This is a genomic window from Burkholderia sp. KL41 (assembly GCF_057005415.2).
Map to the genome: position 1 here is coordinate 1269132 of NZ_CM174446.1, position 18852 is coordinate 1287983.

Annotated in this window: 16 protein-coding genes; 7 read left to right on the forward strand and 9 right to left on the reverse strand. The window is 68.0% G+C overall.

Annotated elements, in window-relative coordinates:
* Positions 1-102: 102 nt before the first annotated feature.
* Together msrC and PQB87_RS06115 are read right to left on the reverse strand one after the other, a co-directional pair.
* Positions 103-606 (reverse strand): free L-methionine (R)-S-oxide reductase MsrC, encoded by a 504-nt coding sequence (gene msrC / locus PQB87_RS06110; RefSeq protein ID WP_301764756.1) that lies wholly within the window; start codon positions 604-606, stop codon positions 103-105.
* Between the two features lie 102 nt (positions 607-708).
* Complete coding sequence (locus tag PQB87_RS06115) at positions 709-1626, reverse strand: LysR family transcriptional regulator (RefSeq protein ID WP_021163092.1); 918 nt, start codon at positions 1624-1626, stop codon at positions 709-711.
* A 109-nt stretch (positions 1627-1735) separates the two neighbouring features.
* Between PQB87_RS06115 and PQB87_RS06120 the strand changes: the two genes are divergently transcribed.
* Together PQB87_RS06120 and PQB87_RS06125 are read left to right on the forward strand one after the other, a co-directional pair.
* Positions 1736-2608, forward strand: a complete 873-nt coding sequence (locus tag PQB87_RS06120) for a pirin family protein (RefSeq protein WP_027787992.1) — start codon at positions 1736-1738, stop codon at positions 2606-2608.
* 127 nt (positions 2609-2735) lie between these two features.
* Positions 2736-3221, forward strand: coding sequence for a GNAT family N-acetyltransferase (locus PQB87_RS06125; protein WP_489242687.1), 486 nt, complete (start codon positions 2736-2738; stop codon positions 3219-3221).
* Between the two features lie 22 nt (positions 3222-3243).
* On the opposite strand, the gene PQB87_RS06130 is transcribed toward PQB87_RS06125, so the two are convergent.
* From PQB87_RS06130 to PQB87_RS06140, 3 genes are read right to left on the reverse strand one after another with little or no spacing between them, the layout of a single operon-like run.
* Positions 3244-4113, reverse strand: a complete 870-nt coding sequence (locus tag PQB87_RS06130; RefSeq protein ID WP_021163095.1) for a cytochrome c oxidase assembly protein — start codon at positions 4111-4113, stop codon at positions 3244-3246.
* Between the two features lie 10 nt (positions 4114-4123).
* Positions 4124-4570: a copper chaperone PCu(A)C gene (locus PQB87_RS06135; protein ID WP_021163096.1), complete on the reverse strand. Its 447-nt coding sequence runs from the start codon at positions 4568-4570 to the stop codon at positions 4124-4126.
* 14 nt (positions 4571-4584) lie between these two features.
* Positions 4585-5220: an SCO family protein gene (locus PQB87_RS06140; RefSeq protein ID WP_021163097.1), complete on the reverse strand. Its 636-nt coding sequence runs from the start codon at positions 5218-5220 to the stop codon at positions 4585-4587.
* 282 nt (positions 5221-5502) lie between these two features.
* Between PQB87_RS06140 and otsB the strand changes: the two genes are divergently transcribed.
* The gene (gene otsB / locus PQB87_RS06145; protein ID WP_111939660.1) at positions 5503-6255 is read left to right on the forward strand and encodes a trehalose-phosphatase; all 753 of its coding nucleotides are present in this window, start codon (positions 5503-5505) and stop codon (positions 6253-6255) included.
* On the forward strand, positions 6252-7631 hold the full coding sequence (gene otsA / locus PQB87_RS06150) for an alpha,alpha-trehalose-phosphate synthase (UDP-forming) (RefSeq protein ID WP_059681850.1): 1380 nt from the start codon (positions 6252-6254) through the stop codon (positions 7629-7631). The genes otsB and otsA overlap by 4 nt, the downstream gene beginning before the upstream one ends.
* A gap of 78 nt (positions 7632-7709) precedes the next feature.
* Here otsA and PQB87_RS06155 read toward each other — a convergent pair whose 3' ends face one another.
* Positions 7710-9542: an ABC transporter ATP-binding protein gene (locus PQB87_RS06155; RefSeq protein WP_059681851.1), complete on the reverse strand. Its 1833-nt coding sequence runs from the start codon at positions 9540-9542 to the stop codon at positions 7710-7712.
* Positions 9543-10106: 564 nt separating this feature from the next.
* Here PQB87_RS06155 and PQB87_RS06160 point away from each other — a divergent pair.
* Complete coding sequence (locus PQB87_RS06160; protein WP_027787985.1) at positions 10107-11171, forward strand: glycosyltransferase family 4 protein; 1065 nt, start codon at positions 10107-10109, stop codon at positions 11169-11171.
* A 234-nt stretch (positions 11172-11405) separates the two neighbouring features.
* The gene (locus tag PQB87_RS06165) at positions 11406-12212 is read left to right on the forward strand and encodes a hypothetical protein (RefSeq protein ID WP_021163102.1); all 807 of its coding nucleotides are present in this window, start codon (positions 11406-11408) and stop codon (positions 12210-12212) included.
* A 253-nt stretch (positions 12213-12465) separates the two neighbouring features.
* On the opposite strand, the gene gudD is transcribed toward PQB87_RS06165, so the two are convergent.
* On the reverse strand, positions 12466-13818 hold the full coding sequence (gene gudD, locus PQB87_RS06170) for a glucarate dehydratase (protein ID WP_048022991.1): 1353 nt from the start codon (positions 13816-13818) through the stop codon (positions 12466-12468).
* Positions 13819-14178: 360 nt separating this feature from the next.
* On the opposite strand from gudD, the gene PQB87_RS06175 reads away from it, so the two are divergent.
* On the forward strand, positions 14179-14940 hold the full coding sequence (locus PQB87_RS06175; RefSeq protein ID WP_021163105.1) for a FadR/GntR family transcriptional regulator: 762 nt from the start codon (positions 14179-14181) through the stop codon (positions 14938-14940).
* Positions 14941-15064: 124 nt separating this feature from the next.
* Here PQB87_RS06175 and PQB87_RS06180 read toward each other — a convergent pair whose 3' ends face one another.
* Together PQB87_RS06180 and PQB87_RS06185 are read right to left on the reverse strand one after the other, a co-directional pair.
* On the reverse strand, positions 15065-16213 hold the full coding sequence (locus PQB87_RS06180) for a branched-chain amino acid ABC transporter substrate-binding protein (protein ID WP_059681854.1): 1149 nt from the start codon (positions 16211-16213) through the stop codon (positions 15065-15067).
* Positions 16214-16654: 441 nt separating this feature from the next.
* Positions 16655-18799 (reverse strand): phosphocholine-specific phospholipase C, encoded by a 2145-nt coding sequence (locus tag PQB87_RS06185; RefSeq protein ID WP_059681857.1) that lies wholly within the window; start codon positions 18797-18799, stop codon positions 16655-16657.
* Between the last annotated feature and the right edge of the window lie 53 nt (positions 18800-18852).

Consider the following 18852-nt stretch of genomic DNA (forward strand, 5'->3'; position numbering starts at 1 on the left):
TTTGCGGAGCCCGTTTCGTTCGAGGTCATGCGGCGCGATTCATGCGCGAACGCGGCGACGTGCTGCGCGCCGCGCGGTGGATGAACGCGGCTCAGCCGCCGCTCAACCGCGCGCCTTCTGCCAGGCGGATTCGACGAATACGCGGCAGAGCGCCTCCATCCCCTGGCGGTCTTCTTCGTCGAAGCGCGCGGCTACCGGGCTGTCGACGTCCCACACGCCGATCAGCGTGCCGTCGCCGGCCACCAGCGGCACGACGATTTCCGATTCCGACGCGGCGTCGCACGCGATATGGCCGGGGAAGTCATGCACGTCGCGCACGACCTGCGTCTCGCGCGTCTGCGCAGCCGTGCCGCACACGCCCTTGCCGAGCGCGATCCGCACGCAGGCGGGCTTGCCCTGGAACGGCCCGACCACGAGCTCCGTCCCGTCGTAGAAGTAGAAGCCGGCCCAGTTGAGACGGTCGAGCGAGTGGTAGACCAGCGCGGCGAAGTTGGCCGCGTTCGCGGTCAGGTCGCGTTCGGATTCGACGAGCGCGCGTGCTTGCTCGACGAGCGTCGCGTATTGATCGGCCTTGGAGGCGTTGGGGTCGTTGGACAGCGTGAACATGGCGGGAAAGCGATCAGGGTTGTGGAATGCGCGATGCGCGTACCGCAGTCTACGGCACGCGCGCACGGTTTGCAGCGCGCGGTTGCGCGTGACGCGGCAAGCTCAGTCGGGTTCGAGTTCGGCAAACCGCGCGGCCAGAAAATCGAGCAGCGCGCGCACCGCAGGCAGCAACCCCCGGCGCGACGCGAACACCGCATGCACGATCTCGCGGCGCGGTGCCCAGTCGGGCAGCACGGTTACCAGCGCGCCGCGCGCGACCTCGTCGCGCACCATCATCGTCGGCAGCTGTACGATGCCGACACCCGCGACGGCCGCCGCGCGCAACGCGAGCATGCCGCCGGTCACAAAGCGCGGCAGGTGGTGGATTTCCGCATGCGCGCCGTCGGGCCCGCGCAGCCGCCACACGTGCGTGGACTGCGGGACGCCGTGATCGAGGCTCGGCAGGCGCGCGAGATCGGCGGGAACGGCCGGTGCGCCATGCTCGCGCAGCAGCGCGGGGCTCGCGACGAGGCACTGGCCGCGCTCGGCCAGCACGCGCAGCGCGAGATCGCTGTCCTCGAGCGGCGGCGGGCGTACGCGGATCGCGACGTCGATCCCTTCGCCGACCACGTCGACGCGCCGGTTGGTCGCTTCGAGATGAATCTCGACGCGCGGGCACGCGACCATGAACGCGGCGATCATCTCGCCGACGAGCGAATCGAGCAGCACGATCGGGCAACTGACGCGCACGATGCCACGCGGCTCCTCGTGCAGCAGCGCGATCGCCTCGTCGGCGGCATCGGCCTCGACGAGCATCGCGCGGCAATGCGCGTAGTAGGTCTGGCCGACGTCGGTAACGGTGAAGCGGCGCGTCGAGCGCTGGATCAGCCGCATCCCGAGCCGCGCCTCGAGCAGCGCGATGCGGCGGCTCAGCTTCGATTTCGGCATGTCCAGCGCACGCCCGGCCGGTGCGAAGCCGCCGTGTTCGACGACCTGCACGAAATAATAGAGATCGTTCAGATCCCGCGCTTTATCGTTCATGAAATGGAACGCTGAGTGCGATTTTGGCAGTCTACCGGATCGATCGTTCCACCTCTATATTCCTGCCCAGGATGCGAAACACGTGTTTCGCCGCAATTCGGAGAAGGCAATGAAGAAGATCCAGGGTGTGTACAGTGCGCCGCGGGGCCATTGGGTCGGCGACGGTTTCCCGGTGCGTTCGATGTTCAGCTACCAGTCTCACGGCGCGCATCTGAGCCCGTTCCTGCTGCTCGACTACGCCGGCCCGGCCACGTTCGAGCCGGGCTCGGCCTCGGCGCCGCGCGGTGTTGGCCAGCATCCGCACCGCGGGTTCGAGACGGTGACGATCGTCTATGACGGTGAGGTCGCGCACCGCGACTCGACCGGCGCGGGCGGCGTGATCGGCCCGGGTGACGTGCAGTGGATGACGGCCGCGAGCGGGATCCTGCACGAGGAATTCCACTCGGAAGGGTTCACGAAGCGTGGCGGCCCGCTCGAGATGGTCCAGCTGTGGGTGAACCTGCCCGCCAGGGACAAGATGGGGGCGCCCGGCTACCAGACGCTGCTGGATGCCGACATCCCCGTGGTCGAGCTGCCGGACGGCGCGGGGCGTGCGCGGATCATCGCGGGCGAGCTCGACGGGCGGCGCGGCCCGGCCCGCACGCATACGCCGATCGATGTATGGGACGTGCGGCTCGTGGCCGGCGGCCATGCGCGGTTCCCGGTCGCCGAAGGGCGCACGCTCGCGGTGGTCGTGCTGAGCGGTACCGTGCAGGTGAACGGCGAGACGGTCGCCCGCGAAGCGCAGTTCGTGCAGCTCGGCCGCGACGGCAGCGACGTCGAGATCGAAGCGAACGGCGACGCGAAGCTGCTGATCCTGAGCGGCGAACCGATCGACGAGCCGGTCGTCGGGTATGGGCCGTTCGTGATGAACTCGCAAGCGGAGATCCGTACCGCGATCGAGGACTTCAACAACGGCCGCTTCGGCCAGATGCCGGCATGACGGACAGGCCCCGCGTTATGCGGGGCCTTTTTTTCGGGCGCGGGCAGCCGGTCGCGCGGGGCGTGCGCTTCGGGGCATAATCGACGATTGCCGCGCGCCGGCCGGCGCGCCCGAATCAGGACCGCACATGAACGCATCCGCCGCATCCCCGAGCGCCGCCGATCTCGACTGGCGCTGGAAATCCTTCGACGCGCTGACGGCGCGCGAAGTCTATTCGATCCTCGAAGCCCGCAGCGCCGTGTTCGTCGTCGAGCAGAATTGCGTGTATCGCGACATCGACGACGCGGACCAGGCCGCCTGGCATCTGGCCGCATTCGATCCGGCCGGGCGCCTCGCCGGCTATCTGCGCGTGCTGTTGCCGGATGCGCAGAACACCGATGTCCGCATCGGCCGTGTGCTGACGACCGCCGCGTTTCGCGGCGCCGGCCTGGGCAACGGGCTGCTGTCGCGCGCGCTGGAGCATATTCGCGCGCAGTGGCCGGATACGCCGGTGAGCCTGCATGCGCAGGCCCACTTGCAGCGTTTTTACGGGGCATTCGGCTTCACGCCGAGTTCGGACGTGCACGACGAGGACGGCATCCCGCACGTGTGGATGAGCAGAGCGCGCGCGTAATGCGCGCCGCACCGCGCGGCAGTCAGTGCGCGGCGCGTGCGACCGACGGCGCGTCCGCGCGTTGCGCGGCCCGTTCGCCGATCAGGCGGCCGCGGGCGGACAGCCGCAGCCAGTGCCGCAGCGCGATCAGCGCGCCGATCACGCTCATCATCGAGCCGGGAATCCACAGCAGCAGGCCGCCGATCTGCTGGTCGCGCAGCGGGCTCAGCCACGTGAACGCGCGGCCGCAGATCGAATAGATCGGATACAGCTCGTGCGGCGTGAAGAAGATCAGTGCGCCGAGTGCGATCTGCGGCGGGATCGCCGCGACGACGATCAGGATCCGGCGGCCCGGCGACAGCCGGGCAGGCGGCGCGGGGCGCGGATCGACGACGAGCCACCAGAACAGCAGCCCGTCGATCACCATGCTCCAGTTCATCACGCGATAGAGACGCCAGTCGAGCATCGCGATGAAGTGGATCGGCGACAGCAGCCAGAAATAGATCAGCCCGACGAACAGTACGACCGCGACGACGGGATGGAACACCACGTCGAGCGTCGCGCGCACGGGCGCCCACGCGAGGGCGGGGCGCACGAAGCGCTGCCGCCAGCGAAACGGGATGCCCGCGCGAATCGCCGCGCCCGGATAGGACAGCGCGATGAAGAACGGCCCGAGGTGGTGCAGCACGAGGTGCTGCGCGCGGTGCAGGAAGAACTCGTGCTCGAAGAAATAGTCGAGCCGCGTATGCAGCGCGATGTAGAGCGCCGTCAGCCCGAACCAGAACGAGAACTGCCGCAGCGGCGACACCTTCGCCTTCTTCACGCCGCGCGCGAACAGCACGGCAGCGGTGAGCACCGCGATCACCACGGTCGGCGACGGTTCCCACGGATCGAGCCAGTACAGGAGGTTCATCGCGCGCGCATCACTTCGCCTGGGCCGGCGATTTCACGGCGAACGGCGCATCGACCGTTTCGCCGTCAGAGAATTTCAGGCGCAGGTGCACGGTGTCGCCCGGCTTGATCGCGTGCTTCGGCTCCTCGAGCATGAAGTGGTAGCCGCCCGGTGCGATGTCGACCTTGCCGCGCGCGGGGATCGTCAGCTTGTCGACCATTTCCATCTTCTGCGTCGAGCCGTTCGAGACGGTCTGGTGCAGCATCGCCATCCCGTAGTCGGGGCTGTCGACGTCGACGAGATCGACCGGCTTGTCGCCCGTGTTCACGATCGTCACGTAGCCGCCGGCCGGCAGCTTGTTCGGCAGCCAGCGCACCCATGCGTTCTGCGCGGTGATCGCACCGGCGGCATAGGCGTGGGTGCCGGCGCACAGCGCGGCGAGGAGGGCGAGCGTCTTGAGTGTCGTCTTCGTCTTCATGTCGTGAGAGGAATTCAGGTGGTGGAGGCGGTGTCGATGATCCGGCGCACATCGGCGGCGATGGCGTCGGGCGAGTCGCGGTCGGTTGCAAGGAGGCGGGCGCGGCCGGTTGCGTCGAAGATGTAGACGGCCGAGCTGTGCGTGACTTCGTAGCCGCCGGACGGATCGCGCTGCTCCATCTGGTACGCGACGCGATAGCGCTTCGCGAGCGATTCTATCTGGCGGTCGGTGCCGGTCAGGCCGCGCGCATGCGCGGCGTCGAACGCGGCGACATACGATTGCATCGCCTGCGGCGTGTCGCGTGCAGGATCGACCGAGACGAACAGGATGCGCACGTCGTTGGCCTGCGGGCCGAGCTTCGCCAGTACTTCCATCAGCCGTGCCATCGTTTCGGGGCAGACATCGGGGCAGTGCGTGTAGCCGAAGTAGACGAGCGCGACCTGGCCGTGGAACGCATCGGCGTCGACGGGATGGCCGTCGCCGCCCGTCAGCGTGAACGACAGGTCGGGCAGGTGGCCGGTGACGTTGGTCAGGTTCCAGCGCGGCTCGTCGTGCGTGCACGCGGCGAGCGCCACGGCGGCGGCGAAGGCCGCGGCCGTGCGGATGAAGCGGGAGAAGCGCCGGTGCGGCGCTGGGCGGGCAGACGACATCCTGGGGCTCGATCGGACGGAAAGGTGACCGGCCGGCGCGATGCCATGCGTCGCGCGGCAGGCGGTTGCGACTGTAGCGCAATTCGCGCGCCTGCGTCCTTTCGAAACCCGTACGGGGCGGGCGAGCGGGGCAATATGTCGCAGTTGACGCAATCGGCGGCGCGCGGCTGGCGATGCGCCGGTTTCGCCCATCTCGGTGCGCAGGCGCGGTAAGATGCGCACAATTCCATTCGCGCAGCGGCGGTGCGGCGTTTGCCGGCCGGCCCTCAGACTATCGAATCGATGCAATCCGTTCCGGCTTCCCTGTCCCTGACCGATACCGCGTTCTTCTTCGACTTCGACGGCACGCTCGTCGAACTGGCGCCGACGCCCGACAGCATTCATGTTCCGCCGTCGCTGCTGACGCTGCTCGACGAGCTGCGGCGCCGCTCGCACGGTGCGGTCGCGATCGTGTCCGGGCGCGGTATCGACAACCTCGACACGTTCCTCAAGATGCCCGGCCTGCCGATCGCCGGCCTGCACGGCGCGGAGCGCCGCGATGCGAACGGCGACACGCAGCGCATCGGCTTCAACGACGAACGCCTGCTGCGCATCGAGCGCGAGCTGGCGGCCGTCGTCGACCGTCATCCGGGCATGCTGCTCGAAATCAAGGGCGCTGCCGTTGCGCTGCACTACCGCAACGCGCCCGAGCGCGAGGCGGCTGCGCGCGCGGCCGCCGAGCGCCTCGTCGCCGACTATGCCGATGCGTATGTGCTGCAGCCCGGCAAGATGGTGTTCGAGATCAAGCCGAAGGGGGTCGACAAGGGGCGCGCGCTGGCCGCGTTCCTCGACGAGCCGCCGTTCGCGGGCCGCGTGCCGCTGTTCGCGGGCGACGATCTGACCGACGAGAAGGGCTTCGCGGTGGTCAACGCGCGCGGCGGCCTGTCGATCAAGGTCGGCGCGGGCGAGACGTCCGCCCGCATGCGGCTCGATTCGGTCGACGCGCTGCATGAGCAGATCGCGCACTGGCTCGGTGCGGGGCAGCCGCACGCATGAGTCGCCTCATCATCGTTTCAAACCGCGTCGCACCGATTTCGGAAGGCGAACCGGCGGCAGGCGGCCTCGCGATCGGTGTCTACGATGCGCTGAAGGAGACGGGCGGCATGTGGTTCGGCTGGAGCGGCGAGGTCGTCGCGTCCGGTGCGCCGCAGATTCGCGTCGAGGAGCACGGGCCGGTCACGTTCGCGACCATCGGCCTGTCGCGGCGCGACTACGACCAGTATTACCGCGGCTTCTCGAACGCGACGCTGTGGCCCGCGTTTCACTACCGCACCGACCTGATCCAGTACGACCGTCACGAGTTCGAAGGCTACAGCCGCGTGAACGTGTGGCTCGCGCAGCAGCTCGTGCCGCTGCTGCAGGACGACGACGTGATCTGGGTGCACGACTATCACCTGATCCCGTTCGCGCGCGCGCTGCGCGCGGCCGGCGTGAAGAACCGCATCGGCTTCTTCCTGCACATCCCGTTTCCCGCCGCGCAGGTGCTCGTCAACGTGCCGCCGCATCGCGACCTGGTCGAGTCGCTGTGCGCGTTCGACCTGCTCGGCTTTCAGACCGAACCCGACCTGCGCGCATTTTGCGATTACGTCGAATCCGAAGCGGACGGCGTGATCGAGCGCGACGGCCGCCTGGTGACGGTGCGCGCATTCGGCCGGACGCTGCGCGCGGCCGCGTATCCGATCGGCGTGCATCCGGACGAGATCGCGGCGCTCGCGCAGGCCGGCGAGCACGGCAAGGCGGTGCGCACGCTCGCGGCGTCGCTGCGGGGCCGCAAGCTGATCATGAGCGTCGACCGGCTCGATTACTCGAAGGGACTCGTCGAGCGCTTCCGCGCGTTCGAGAAGCTGCTCGAGCACGAGCCGTCGCATCGCAATCGCGTGTCGTTCCTGCAGATCGCGCCGTCGACCCGTGCGGAGCTGCGCGCGTACCAGGACATCCGCCTGCAGCTCGAAGGAGAGTCGGGGCGCATCAACGGACGCTTCGCCGAGCTCGACTGGGCACCGATCCTCTATATCCATCGCCAGTACGACCGCCAGCTGCTCGCGGCGCTGTACCGGCTCGCGCGGGTCGGCTACGTGACACCGTTGCGCGACGGGATGAACCTCGTCGCGAAGGAGTACGTATCCGCGCAGGATCCGGACGATCCGGGCGTGCTCGTGCTGTCGCGCTTCGCGGGCGCCGCGCGCGAGCTGACGGGGGCGCTGATCGTCAATCCGATCGATATCGACGGGATGGCCGATGCGTTGTCGCAGGCGCTGACGATGCCGCTCGCCGAGCGGCGCGCGCGTTATACGGACATGATCGCGCAGCTTCGCGAGAACAACGTGTCGGTGTGGCGCGACAACTTCCTGCGCGATCTGCAGCACGTGTAACCGACGTCTCCCGCCGGAAATGAAAAAGCCGCAGTGCGAGCAGCACTGCGGCTTTTTTGCTGGCTGCGGGCCGGTGCGTCAGGCCACGCGTTCGCCGGTCGGCGTGCTGCCGTCGGGCGCCGCGTGATGGCGGCCGTGCTGCTTCGCGAGCAGGTCGCGGTACAGGCCGGGGCGATTGCGCAGCACGTCGGGCGGCCCGTCGTCGATGACCTTGCCGTTGTTCATCACGATGATCCGGTCGAAGTTGCGCAGCGTCGACAGGCGGTGCGCGATCGCGATCACCGTGCGACCGACCATCAGGCGGTCGAGCGCGCTCTGGATCGCTTCCTCGGATGCGCTGTCGAGCGCGGACGTCGCTTCGTCGAGCAGCAGGATCGGCGCGTTCTTCAAGATTGCGCGCGCGATCGCGATGCGCTGGCGCTGGCCGCCCGACAGCTTGACGCCGCGGTCGCCGACGATCGTGTCATAGCCTTCCGGCATCGCTTCGATGAACTCCGCGCAGCGCGCGTCGCGCGCGGCCGCGAGCACTTCGTCGCGGGTCGCTTCGGGGCGGCCGTACGCGATGTTGTCGTAGATCGTCCGGTGCAGCAGCGAGATGTCCTGCGGCACGAGCGCGATCGCGTGGCGCAGGCTGTCCTGCGTGATCGTCTTCACGTCCTGGCCGTCCACCTGCACGACGCCGTCCTGCGTGTCGTAGAAGCGCTGCAGCAGCGCGAGCACGGTCGACTTGCCGGCGCCCGACTTGCCGATCAGGCCGACGCGCTGGCCCGGCTCGATATGGAGATCGAAGTGGTCGAGGATCGCGCGGCGGTGCGGATACGCGAACGTCACGCGCTCGAAGTCGACCCGGCCGCCCTTGGCCGACAGCGGCTGGGCGTCCGAGCGATCGGGCATCCCGTGCGGCTCGAGCAACGTCTTGACGGCTTCGGACAGGCGCGCGACGTGCTGGGTGACGTCGACGAGCGCGACCGCGAGGTCGCGCGTGCCGTGCAGGATCGTGAAGCCGAGCGAGCTGACGAGGACGATGTCGCCGGACGTCGCGCGGCCCTGGTCCCACAGCCACAGCGCCCAGCCGAGCAGGCCGGCGGACAGCATCGCGGTGATCACCGCGTGCAGCAGGCGCAGCTTTTCGAGATAGAGCAGGCTTTGCTGGCGCGCATCCATCTCGGCCTTGACCGTTGCGCCGAAGCGCTTCTGTTCGCGCAGCGTCATCCCGAACGCACGCACGAGGCCCATGTTGCCGATCACGTCGACGAGTTCGCCGTCGACCGCGGCGGCCTTCGCCGCAAACGCATGGTGGCGGGCCGAGCCGCGCCCGGCGAGCTTGAACAGGATCACGGACAGCACGGCCGAACAGCCGAGCAGGCCGGCGGCCATCATCGGATTGACGACGATGATCATCAGGATCGCGCCCATCACCGCGATGCACGGCGGCAGCACGTTCCACGCCATCGTGTTCTCCGACGTGTAGACGGCGTTCGACGTGGCCGTGATGCGGCTCGCGAGCGTGCCCGGCTGCTTTTCGGAGTAGTAGGTCGGCGAATGGCCGATCAGGTACTGGAACAGGTCGCGCCGCAGGTCGCCGGTGACCGCGACGAACGTATGCGCGGCGACCCAGCCGCCGACGCGCCACAGCAGGTTGTCGGCCGCGATCAGCCCGACGAGCAGCGCGAATGCGCTCCACAGCGGACCGGGGTGATGACGCCCGGTCGCCAGCACGTCGATCAGGTGCTTGATCGCGTATTGCGAGCCGAGCGCGCAGCCGACGGCGGCCAGCACGCTGCAGAGCACGATCAGGTGGGCAACGGGATGCAGGCGGATGTAGCGGAACAGGAACGCGATCGGCCGGTGCGCGTAGCTCGACAGCTTCGCGTTGTGGGCGTTGCGCTGGGCAGGGGTGAGAGATTCCAAAATATGCGTGCGGTGATTCGGTGATTGAGCGTGGCGGCGGGATCGCTTGCCGGCGTTCGCCCGGACTGAATAATCCGGCATTGTAAACAAGGCCGTGCGCTGCGCTGCGCGAATCTTGCCTCGGCCCGGGGTGCGCGATCGATTTTGAGATAAAATCCGGCATCCCGTCCTGTCTCATGTGCCGGAATCACGCTGCCGGCAGTCACGGGGGCAAGGAATGCCAAAAGGGCCTTCCACTCTAGAACGGACACCCAAGTCCGCGGGTTGCAAAGTGTTGCACCTTTGTAACAAAGTAAAGTGTTTGAAATGTTGTGCGCCGTATCGGGATTAACCCTAGATAATCGGCTCCGGGTTCGATTCCAGGTTTTTTACGAACCCCTGTCAACGGGTCTTCGTTTCAAACGTTCTATGCCTGTCGCGTCGCCGACGCTCCTTGAGCAGCGCGGGTTTGACGCCCCCGGCAGGCTGATTCGTCCGACTTTTCGGACGAAATGCATCCAGCCCGGACCGCCGGCAGGTTGCCGACCCATACCTGGTTTTTAGCCGATTTTTTAGGAGTTACGCATGCGAATCGCCCAAATCGCTCCGTTGCACGAAGCGGTGCCCCCGAAACTGTACGGTGGTACCGAGCGAGTGGTGTCCTACCTCACCGAAGCACTTGTCGAGATGGGGCATGACGTTACGCTCTTCGCGAGCGGCGATTCGCAAACTTCCGCGAAGCTCGAAGCGTGCTGGCCGCAGGCGCTGCGCCTCGACCCGACGATCCGCGACGTGATGGCCCCGCACATGCTGCTCCTCGAGCAGGTGCGCCGCCGCGCGGAAGAGTTCGACGTCCTGCACTGCCACATCGACTACTACCCGTTCTCGCTGTTCTCGCGCCAGCCGGTCCCGCATCTGACGACGATGCACGGCCGTCTCGACCTGCCGGAACTGCAGCCGATCTTCAACGCGTTCAGCGACGTGCCGGTCGTGTCGATCTCCGACAACCAGCGCATCCCGCTGCCGCAGGCGAACTGGCTGTCGACCGTTTACCACGGCCTGCCGGAAAACCTGCTGACGCCGATCCCGAACGTGAAGCCGAGCTACCTCGCGTTCCTCGGCCGCATCTCGCCGGAGAAGCGCGTCGACACGGCGATCCGCATCGCCGAGCAGGCCGGCCTGCCGATCAAGATCGCCGCGAAGCTCGACAAGGCTGACCGCGCGTACTACGAAGAGAAGATCAAGCCGCTGTTCGCGCTGCCGCACGTCGAGTACATCGGCGAAATCAGCGAAGCCGAAAAGACGGAATTCCTGGGCAACGCGCACGCGCTGCTGTTCCCGATCGACTGGCCGGAGCCCTTCGGCCTGGTGATGATCGAGGCGATGGCCTGCGGCACGCCGGTGATCGCGTTCAAGCGCGGCTCGGTGCCGGAAGTGATCGACAACGGCGTGTCGGGCTTCGTCGTCGAAGACGAACTGTCGGCCGTCGCGGCGCTCAAGCGCCTCGATACGCTGCCGCGCGAGAAGGTCCGCGCCGCGTTCGAAGCACGCTTCTCGTCGAAGGTGATGGCGCAGAACTACGTGAAGGGCTACGAGGAACTGCTGCGCCAGAAGCGTCGCACGGTGCTCCGCGAAGTCAACGCAGGCTGATTGCGGGCCGCCGCCTGGCGGCGCGCGGCTCGCCAACGACGCCCCGTCCGGGTTTCCGGCGGGGCGTTGTCACATCCGCGGCGCGGATCTGTTGTATTCTCGCCGCGCCCGACGCCGCGAACGGCCCCCGAAGCGTCCCGCCATGGCATCCAGCCGTCTGTCCAGACGGTAATGTCCCTATAATGGCCGTGCCGTGAAATCCGGCCCCGCACGAATATCCAGAGGAGAGCAGTCTTGGCGAGAACGAAATCCACGCGCGCAGCGCCGGCCCCCGGCGCCGGTGTGATCTTCGCGTTGCGTGCGATCGGTCTCGTGCTGCTCGCGCGCTGGCTGTTCTCGATGTCCCAGATGGGCTATCGCTCGTCGCTGTCCGCGATGGTGTCGTCGCCCTGGGCGTTCGTCTACCTCCTGCTGATCTTCCTGCTGCTCGCGCTGCCGGGTGCCGTCGCGCGCGCCGAGCGGCCGTTCCATCCGCTGCCGCAGTGGCTGCGCCAGGCGCTGCGCGTCTTCGCGCTGATCGGTTTCCTGTTCGCGGTCTGGTCGATCGGCATGTTCGTCTGGGTGGATGGCTGGCGTCTCGCGCTGCATGCCGTGACGGCGACCAACGGCTGGCTCGTTGCCGCGCCGGCGCTTTATGCGGCGATCGTCTGGATCTGCCGCCCGCGGCCGCTGTGGCGGACCAACGTGGCGGCCCGCCGCTTCGCGGTCGGCCGTTATGCGATTTCGCTCGACGTGCTGACGCGCACCGCGATCGTCTGGATGGAAAGCCGCAAGGTCGGCCAGTACGACGCGCGCGAACTGTCGGTGCGCTGGCCCGGCCGTACGGCGCCTGCCGCCGGCGAAGGGGCGACGGGCGGGCAGCCCTCGGTCGTGCCGCCGCGTCGCGGCGGCCTGTTCAATCGACCGAAGGTCGAACTGCTGTGGGATTCGCCGGCGGCCGTCGGCCATAACCGGCAGATCGTCATGCGCGCGCCGCTCGCGACCGAAGGCGACCGCGTCGCGGTGCTCGCGCTCGACGCCGCGCTCAAACAGATCGTCTGACAAGTCCCGCGCACGGCGTGCGGGCGCGGGGGATGGGGGCGGACGGCCAGGAATGGCCGGATAGGTGTGGCCGGCCAAATCCGGCCAGGCCCGGCCGAGTCCCGATAGGGCCGGCCAGATTCCCATCGCCATCCCGATCCGGATCCTGTTCGATTCGAGCAGCGTTTTCCGCCAGACACCCGCCAGCCGCGCCTCGCCGCTCGTCTTGAGCCCGGCCCGGCCGGGCGATTCAGCCGCCCGGTCCGTTCCGCGCTCAGCGCACGAGGCAGGGGCGCTTGTTGTTGAAAGTCCACCCCGGAATCAGGTACTGCATCGCCGCCGCGTCGTCGCGGGCACCGAGCCCGTGCTGCTTGTACAGCTCGTGCGCGACCGCGACGGCATCCATGTCGATGTCGATGCCGAGACCCGGCCGCTTCGGCACGTCCACCAGCCCGTTCTCGATCTTCAGCGGCTCGCGCGTCAGCCGCTCGCCGTCCTGCCAGATCCAGTGCGTGTCGATCGCGGTAACCTGGCCCGGTGCGGCGGCCGCGACGTGCGTGAACATCGCGAGCGACACGTCGAAGTGGTTGTTCGAGTGCGAGCCCCACGTGAGGCCCCAGTCGCGACACATCTGCGCGACGCGCACCGAACCCTGCATCGTCCAGAAGTGCGGATCGGCGAGCGGGATGTCGACGGCCTGCAACTGCACCGCGTGGCCCATCTGCCGCCAGTCGGTCGCAATCATGTTGGTTGCCGTCGGCAGCCCCGTCGCGCGGCGGAATTCGGCCATCACCTCGCGGCCCGAGTAGCCGTTCTCGGCGCCGCACGGATCTTCCGCGTACGCGAGCACGTGATGCTGGTCGCGACACAGCCGCACGGCCTCGTCGAGCGACCATGCGCCGTTCGGGTCGAGCGTCACGCGCGCGTCGGGGAAGCGCTCGGCGAGCGCCGTCACGGCCTCGATCTCGCTCGCACCTTCGAATACGCCGCCCTTCAGCTTGAAGTCGTTGAAGCCGTAGCGCGCATGCGCGGCTTCGGCGAGCCGCACGACGGCCTCGGGCGTCAGCGCGGCTGCGTCGCGCACACGCGTCCAGTCGTCGGTCGCGCCGCTGCCGTCGCGGTAGGGCAGCGCGGTCTTCGTGCGATCGCCGACGTAGAACAGGTAGCCGAGCATTTCGACGCGCTCGCGCTGCTGGCCCTCGCCGAGCAGCGCGGCGACCGGCACGCCGAGATGCTGGCCCAGCAGGTCGAGCAGCGCAGCCTCGAGCGCGGTGACCGCGTGGATCGTCGTGCGCAGGTCGAAGGTCTGCAGACCGCGGCCGCTCGCGTCGCGGTCGGCGAAGGTGCGCCGCACGTCGTTGAGCACCGCATGGTAATTGCCGACCGGCTGGCCGACGACGAGCGCACGCGCATCGTCGAGCGTGCGGCGGATGCTTTCGCCGCCGGGCACTTCGCCGACGCCGGTCCGGCCCGCGCTGTCCTTCAGGATCACGAGGTTGCGGGTGAAGAACGGGCCGTGTGCGCCGCTCAGGTTGAGCAGCATGCTGTCGTGGCCGGCGACCGGAATCGCTTGCAGGTCGACGATGCGCGGCGTGTCGTGGGAGGGCGAGGCAGTGACGGCGTTCATGGGCGGCGATGGCAGAAGGGTGGGCAATGCCGTGCGGCAAAAGCTTTGCCGCGCGCGGCAGGAGGTGCGATCATTCGACAACCGACGTGCGCGGCGCGCAAGCCCCCCGCAGGTCGACGCAACCCGGAACGGGGTGGGAGCGACAACCTGACCAGCGGAGCGCAGAACGCGAAAGCTGGCTGATCGTAAGGCATGGGACCAGGCAGTGCCGGCGTGCGCGCTTGAGTCGACAGGAGATCCGTGTTTTGATCATCAGTCGTCGGATGACTTGTGACGCAGTATAATGAATCATCGGCTTTCGCTCAAACCCCGCGTAAACCCTCGGCTCACATTACGATCATTCAAAAAGGAACCGGCCTCATGTCCGTGCCTACGCTTCCCGCAGCGCCGCGCCGTCGCGCACGCAGCCTCGCACAAGATGTCGTCGACGCGCTGACCGCGCAGATCGAAAACGGCACGCTGCGTCCCGGCGACAAGCTGCCGACCGAAACCGAAGTCATGGCGGCGCAGGGCGTGAGCCGTACGGTCGTGCGCGAGGCCATCTCGCGGATGCAGGCAAGCGGCCTCATCGAGACGCGCCACGGCATCGGCAGCTTCGTGCTGGAGCCGTCGCGCCGTCAGACGCTCGGAATCGACCCGGCGACGATCACGACGCTGCGCGACGTGCTCGCGGTGCTGGAACTGCGCATCAGCCTCGAGAGCGAATGCGCGAGCCTCGCCGCGCAGCGCGCGAACGATACCGACCTGGTCGCGCTGCGGCGCGCGCTCGACGCGATCGCAACGGGGGCGGGCGGCGGCCGCGACACGGCGCAGCTCGACTTCCAGTTCCACCTGCAGATCGCGCAATCCACCGGCAACCGCTATTTCGTCGACATCATGACGCAGCTCGGCACGTCGATCATCCCGCGCACGCGCGTGAATTCGGCCCGTTTTGCCGGTGACGATCTGGAGCGGTACGTCGGCCGGCTGAACCACGAGCACGAGGACATCTACGAGGCGATCGCGCGCCACGACCCGGAGGCCGCACGCGCCGCGATGCGCACGCACCTCACCAACAGCCGCGAGCGGTTGCGCCGCGCGCACGAGGCGGCCGAGGCCGAGCGCGACACGCAGGCCGGCTGATGCGCCGGGCGGTGCGTCCGCCCGGTCGAATCGCGTCAACATCAGTCGTCATACGAGATCGATATCCGTTCATCGATCTCCGCGGCCGGGCGGCGTGTCCGCCGCCGGCCGCCGGCACCGCCGATCAGCCTCCCTTCGTCGTGATCGTCTTCCACGCGCCGCTCTTCACCTGGTACAGCGTCGACATCCCGCTCTTCAGCGAGCCGTCGTTCGCGAACGAGATGCGGCCGGTGACGCCTTCGAAGTCGATCTTCTTCAGCGCCGGACGATAGACCTTCGGGTCGGTCGAGCTGGCCGCCTGCATCGCCTTGATCGCCGCCCACGCGGCGTCGTAGCCGAACTGCGCGTACGACAGCACGTCGACGCCGAAGCGTTTCCTGAAGCGCTGTTCGAAATCCTTCCCTTGCGGCAGATCGTCGAGCGGCCGGCCGTATTCCCATGCCATCGCGCCTTCGGCGGCCGGGCCCGCGATCTTGATGAACTCGTTGTCCTTCACGCCGCCGCCGCCGACGAACTGCGCGTTCAGCCCGAGCTGGCGCATCTGCTTGATGAAGTTCGCGGCGAGCGAATCGAGCCCGCCGAAGAAGATCAGGTCGGGATTCTTGGCCTTCAGGCTCGTGATCTGCGCGCGAAAATCGACCGCCTGGTTGCTGGTGAATTCGCGGCCGATGAGGTTCCCGCCGGCGGCCTTCACGGCCTTCTCGAACTCGTCGGCCTCGCCCTGGCCGAACGCGGTGCGGTCGTCGATGATCGCGATGCGCTTCGCCTTCGTCACGTCGACCGCGTACTTGCCCGCGTTGCCGGCGTTCTGGCCGTCGGTCGCGATCACCATGAACATGTTCGCCAGCCCGCGCGAGGTGAGCGTCGGGTTGGTCGCCGCCGGATCGATCACCGGGATGCCGGCCTTGTCGTAGACGACCGAGGCCGGAATCGTCGTCCCCGAGTTGAAATGGCCGACCACGACCGACACGTTCTGGTCGACGAGCGCCTGCGCGGCCTGCACGCCGATGCGCGGGTCGGCCTGGTCGTCCTGCACGACGAGGTTGAAGTGCGCGGGCTTGCCGGCGATCTGCACCTTCTGCGCGGCGGCATCGTCGAGCGCGAGCTGCACGCCGTTCTGCAGGTCCTTGCCGTAGCCGGCGTTCACGCCCGTGAGCGGCGCGGCGAAACCGACCTTCACGTCGGTCGTGTCGGCGGCCCGGGCGGCCTGTTGCGAGAGGAGGGCAAGCGCGGATGCAATCGACACCGACAGCAGGGAATGACGGAATTTCATGTTGTTCCTCTTGTTCGATACCTGCGAGTAAGTACCGCACACGGTCGGGATGGCTGAACGCGTGCGACGGGCGGGCGGTTCGACCGCTTCTCGGAATCGGGCGGGGAGGTCGGCATCGTGATCCTCGGAAGAATCTCCCGTCAGGCTCGGCGAAGAGCCCCGATCGTTTCGATATATAGGTCGCCGATATGCGTGGGTCTTGGCAATTTGCCGCGCATTCGATGCGGATTTGCGCATAGCTTCCGCGCGTGCGGAGGCAGCCGGTATCGGGAGTTTCCCGTCGCGAACGGAGCGGGCGGAGAGGGGGAGTGGAGGAGCGGAGGAGCGGAGGGAGCGGAGGGAGCGGAGGGAGCGGAGGAGCGGAGGAGCGGAGGAGCGGAGGAGCGGAGGTGAGGGGAGGCAGCACGGCCCGCCGGGGCCGCGCCGCCTCACATGAGGCCGTCAGTCGGACAGCGCGTCCGATGCGGCTTCGGCATCGTCGTGCGATGCGTGCGTGCGGATCAGTGGATCGCTGGTGCTCGGGCGCCCCGTCTCGACGTGGCCCGCGAAGCGGCGCAGGAAGCCGAGCAGCCGGCCGTCGCTGACGGTCAGGTCGTACCAGCCGTGGCTGCCGCGCAGATCCCAGTAGTCGTCGATCTGCTGGCCCGGCGCGAGATCGAACGTGCGCGCGCGGCCGTGGCCGTATGCGTTCGTGACCTTGAGCCGCACCGCCTTATGACCGCGGTTCATCAGGCGCAGCGTGATGTTGCCGTTCGCGACGTCATAGCCGTAGATCACCTCGGGGTTCACGTTCGCGCTGCCGACGCCGGTCGCGAACGGGCCGCGGAAATGGCAGTAGAAGCCGTTCGGGCCGTACACGTCGAGGTCGTACAGGCCGAGCGACGCTGCGGCGCTCCACGTATCGGCGATCCGCTTGCCGGCTTCGACCGTGTACGCCCACGGGCCGTCGAGGCGATTGCGTGACTGCACCTGGAACGCGGCGCCCGCCCGGCCCGTGTTCGCGAAGGTCAGCCGGAACAGGCCGTTGACCGATTCGACGCGGCCGTGCACGAACAGCTCGTAAGGCAGCGCGCGCGCCGGCCGCAGTCCGGCCTCCTGCTTCGGCAGCTTCTGCAGCACCGGCGGCACGGGGATGTAGTCGGGGTGGCGCAGGCGGTCGGGCGGCGCGTAGCCGCTCGTATCCGGCAGCGTCGGCCAGCCGGCGTCGGCCGTCGCGAAATCGAACGCGGCGGTCAGGTCGCCGCACACCGCGCGACGCCACGGCGACACGTTGCCCGCCTTGACCGGGTATTGCGCGCCGAAACGCGCCTCGATGAATTGCAGCAGCGACGTGTGATCGAAGGTCTGCGAGCAGACCCAGCCGCCTTTCGTCCACGGCGACACGACGAGCATCGGCACGCGCGGCCCGAGCCCGTACGGGCCGGCCATGTGCGATGCGTCGCCGGGGAATACCTCGTTGGTCGTCGCGACCGTCGACAGCCCGTTGTCGCGCGACTGCGGCGCGAACGGCGGCTGCACGTGGTCGAAGAAGCCGTCGTTTTCGTCGTACGTGATGAAGAGCGCGGTCTTGCTCCACACGTCCGGATTCGACACGAGCGCCTTCAGCACCTGCTCGATGTACCACGCACCGTAGTTCGCCGGCCAGTTCGGGTGCTCGGAATACGCTTCCGGCGCGCAGATCCACGACACCTGCGGCAGCGTGCCGTTCTTCACGTCCTGCTGCAGGACGTCGAACAGCGTGCCGCCGGCGCTGATGTTGGTGCCGGTGCGCGCCTTGTCGTACAGCGGCGTGCCGGGCAGCGCGGTGCGGTACTGGTTGAAGTAGAGCAGCGAGTTGTCGCCGTAGTTGCCGATGTACGGGTTCTGTGTCCAGCCCCACGAGCCGTTCGCGTCGAGCCCCGTGCCGATGTCCTGGTAGATCTTCCACGACACGCCGGCCTGTTCGAGCACTTCCGGATAGGTCGTCCAGCCGTAGCCCTTTTCCTCGTTGCCGAGCACCGGGCCGCCGCCCGTGCCGTCGTTGCCGACGTAGCCCGTCCACATGTAGTAGCGGTTCGGGTCGGTCGAGCTCGGGATCGCGCAGTGGTACGCGTCGCAGATCGTGAACGCGTCGGCGAGCTGGTAGTGGAACGGGATGTCGTCGCGCTTCAGGTACGCCATCGTCGTGGTGCCCTTGTTCGGCACCCACTGGTCGTAGCGGCCCTTGTTCCATGCCGCGTGCATGTCCTGCCAGCCGTGCGGCAGGTCCTGCAGGAACTGCAGGCCAAGCTTGTCCGCGCCCGGATGAAACGGCAGCAGCTCGGCCGGGCCGACCGGCTGGTGGAACACCGACTTGCCGTTCGCGAGGCGCAGCGGGCGCGGGTCACCGAAGCCGCGGACACCGCGCATCGTGCCGAAGTAGTGGTCGAACGAGCGGTTCTCCTGCATCAGGATCACGATGTGTTCGATATCGCGGATGGTGCCGGTGCGGCGGTTCGCGGGAATCGCGAGCGCATCGCGGATCACGGGCGGGAACAGGTTCAGCGCGGCGGCGCCGGCGGTGCCGGCAGCGACGCGCAGGAAGTCACGACGGTTCGATCGGGTCATGGTCGTTATCGTGCGGTAAAGGGGGGAGCCGATTGGCGGGACCTGCTGAAAGG

Bases quoted from the DNA above. Each gene is read 5' to 3' on its own strand.
- PQB87_RS06120 (WP_027787992.1), top strand. From the start codon at position 1,736: ATGAAGAAGATCCAGGGTGTGTACAGTGCGCCGCGGGGCCATTGGGTC.
- PQB87_RS06130 (WP_021163095.1), bottom strand. From the start codon at position 4,113: ATGAACCTCCTGTACTGGCTCGATCCGTGGGAACCGTCGCCGACCGTG.
- PQB87_RS06175 (WP_021163105.1), top strand. From the start codon at position 14,179: ATGTCCGTGCCTACGCTTCCCGCAGCGCCGCGCCGTCGCGCACGCAGC.
- otsB (WP_111939660.1), top strand. From the start codon at position 5,503: ATGCAATCCGTTCCGGCTTCCCTGTCCCTGACCGATACCGCGTTCTTC.
- PQB87_RS06185 (WP_059681857.1), bottom strand. From the start codon at position 18,799: ATGACCCGATCGAACCGTCGTGACTTCCTGCGCGTCGCTGCCGGCACC.
- otsA (WP_059681850.1), top strand. From the start codon at position 6,252: ATGAGTCGCCTCATCATCGTTTCAAACCGCGTCGCACCGATTTCGGAA.
- PQB87_RS06160 (WP_027787985.1), top strand. From the start codon at position 10,107: ATGCGAATCGCCCAAATCGCTCCGTTGCACGAAGCGGTGCCCCCGAAA.
- PQB87_RS06180 (WP_059681854.1), bottom strand. From the start codon at position 16,213: ATGAAATTCCGTCATTCCCTGCTGTCGGTGTCGATTGCATCCGCGCTT.
- msrC (WP_301764756.1), bottom strand. From the start codon at position 606: ATGTTCACGCTGTCCAACGACCCCAACGCCTCCAAGGCCGATCAATAC.
- PQB87_RS06125 (WP_489242687.1), top strand. From the start codon at position 2,736: ATGAACGCATCCGCCGCATCCCCGAGCGCCGCCGATCTCGACTGGCGC.
- PQB87_RS06135 (WP_021163096.1), bottom strand. From the start codon at position 4,570: ATGAAGACGAAGACGACACTCAAGACGCTCGCCCTCCTCGCCGCGCTG.
- gudD (WP_048022991.1), bottom strand. From the start codon at position 13,818: ATGAACGCCGTCACTGCCTCGCCCTCCCACGACACGCCGCGCATCGTC.
- PQB87_RS06115 (WP_021163092.1), bottom strand. From the start codon at position 1,626: ATGAACGATAAAGCGCGGGATCTGAACGATCTCTATTATTTCGTGCAG.
- PQB87_RS06140 (WP_021163097.1), bottom strand. From the start codon at position 5,220: ATGTCGTCTGCCCGCCCAGCGCCGCACCGGCGCTTCTCCCGCTTCATC.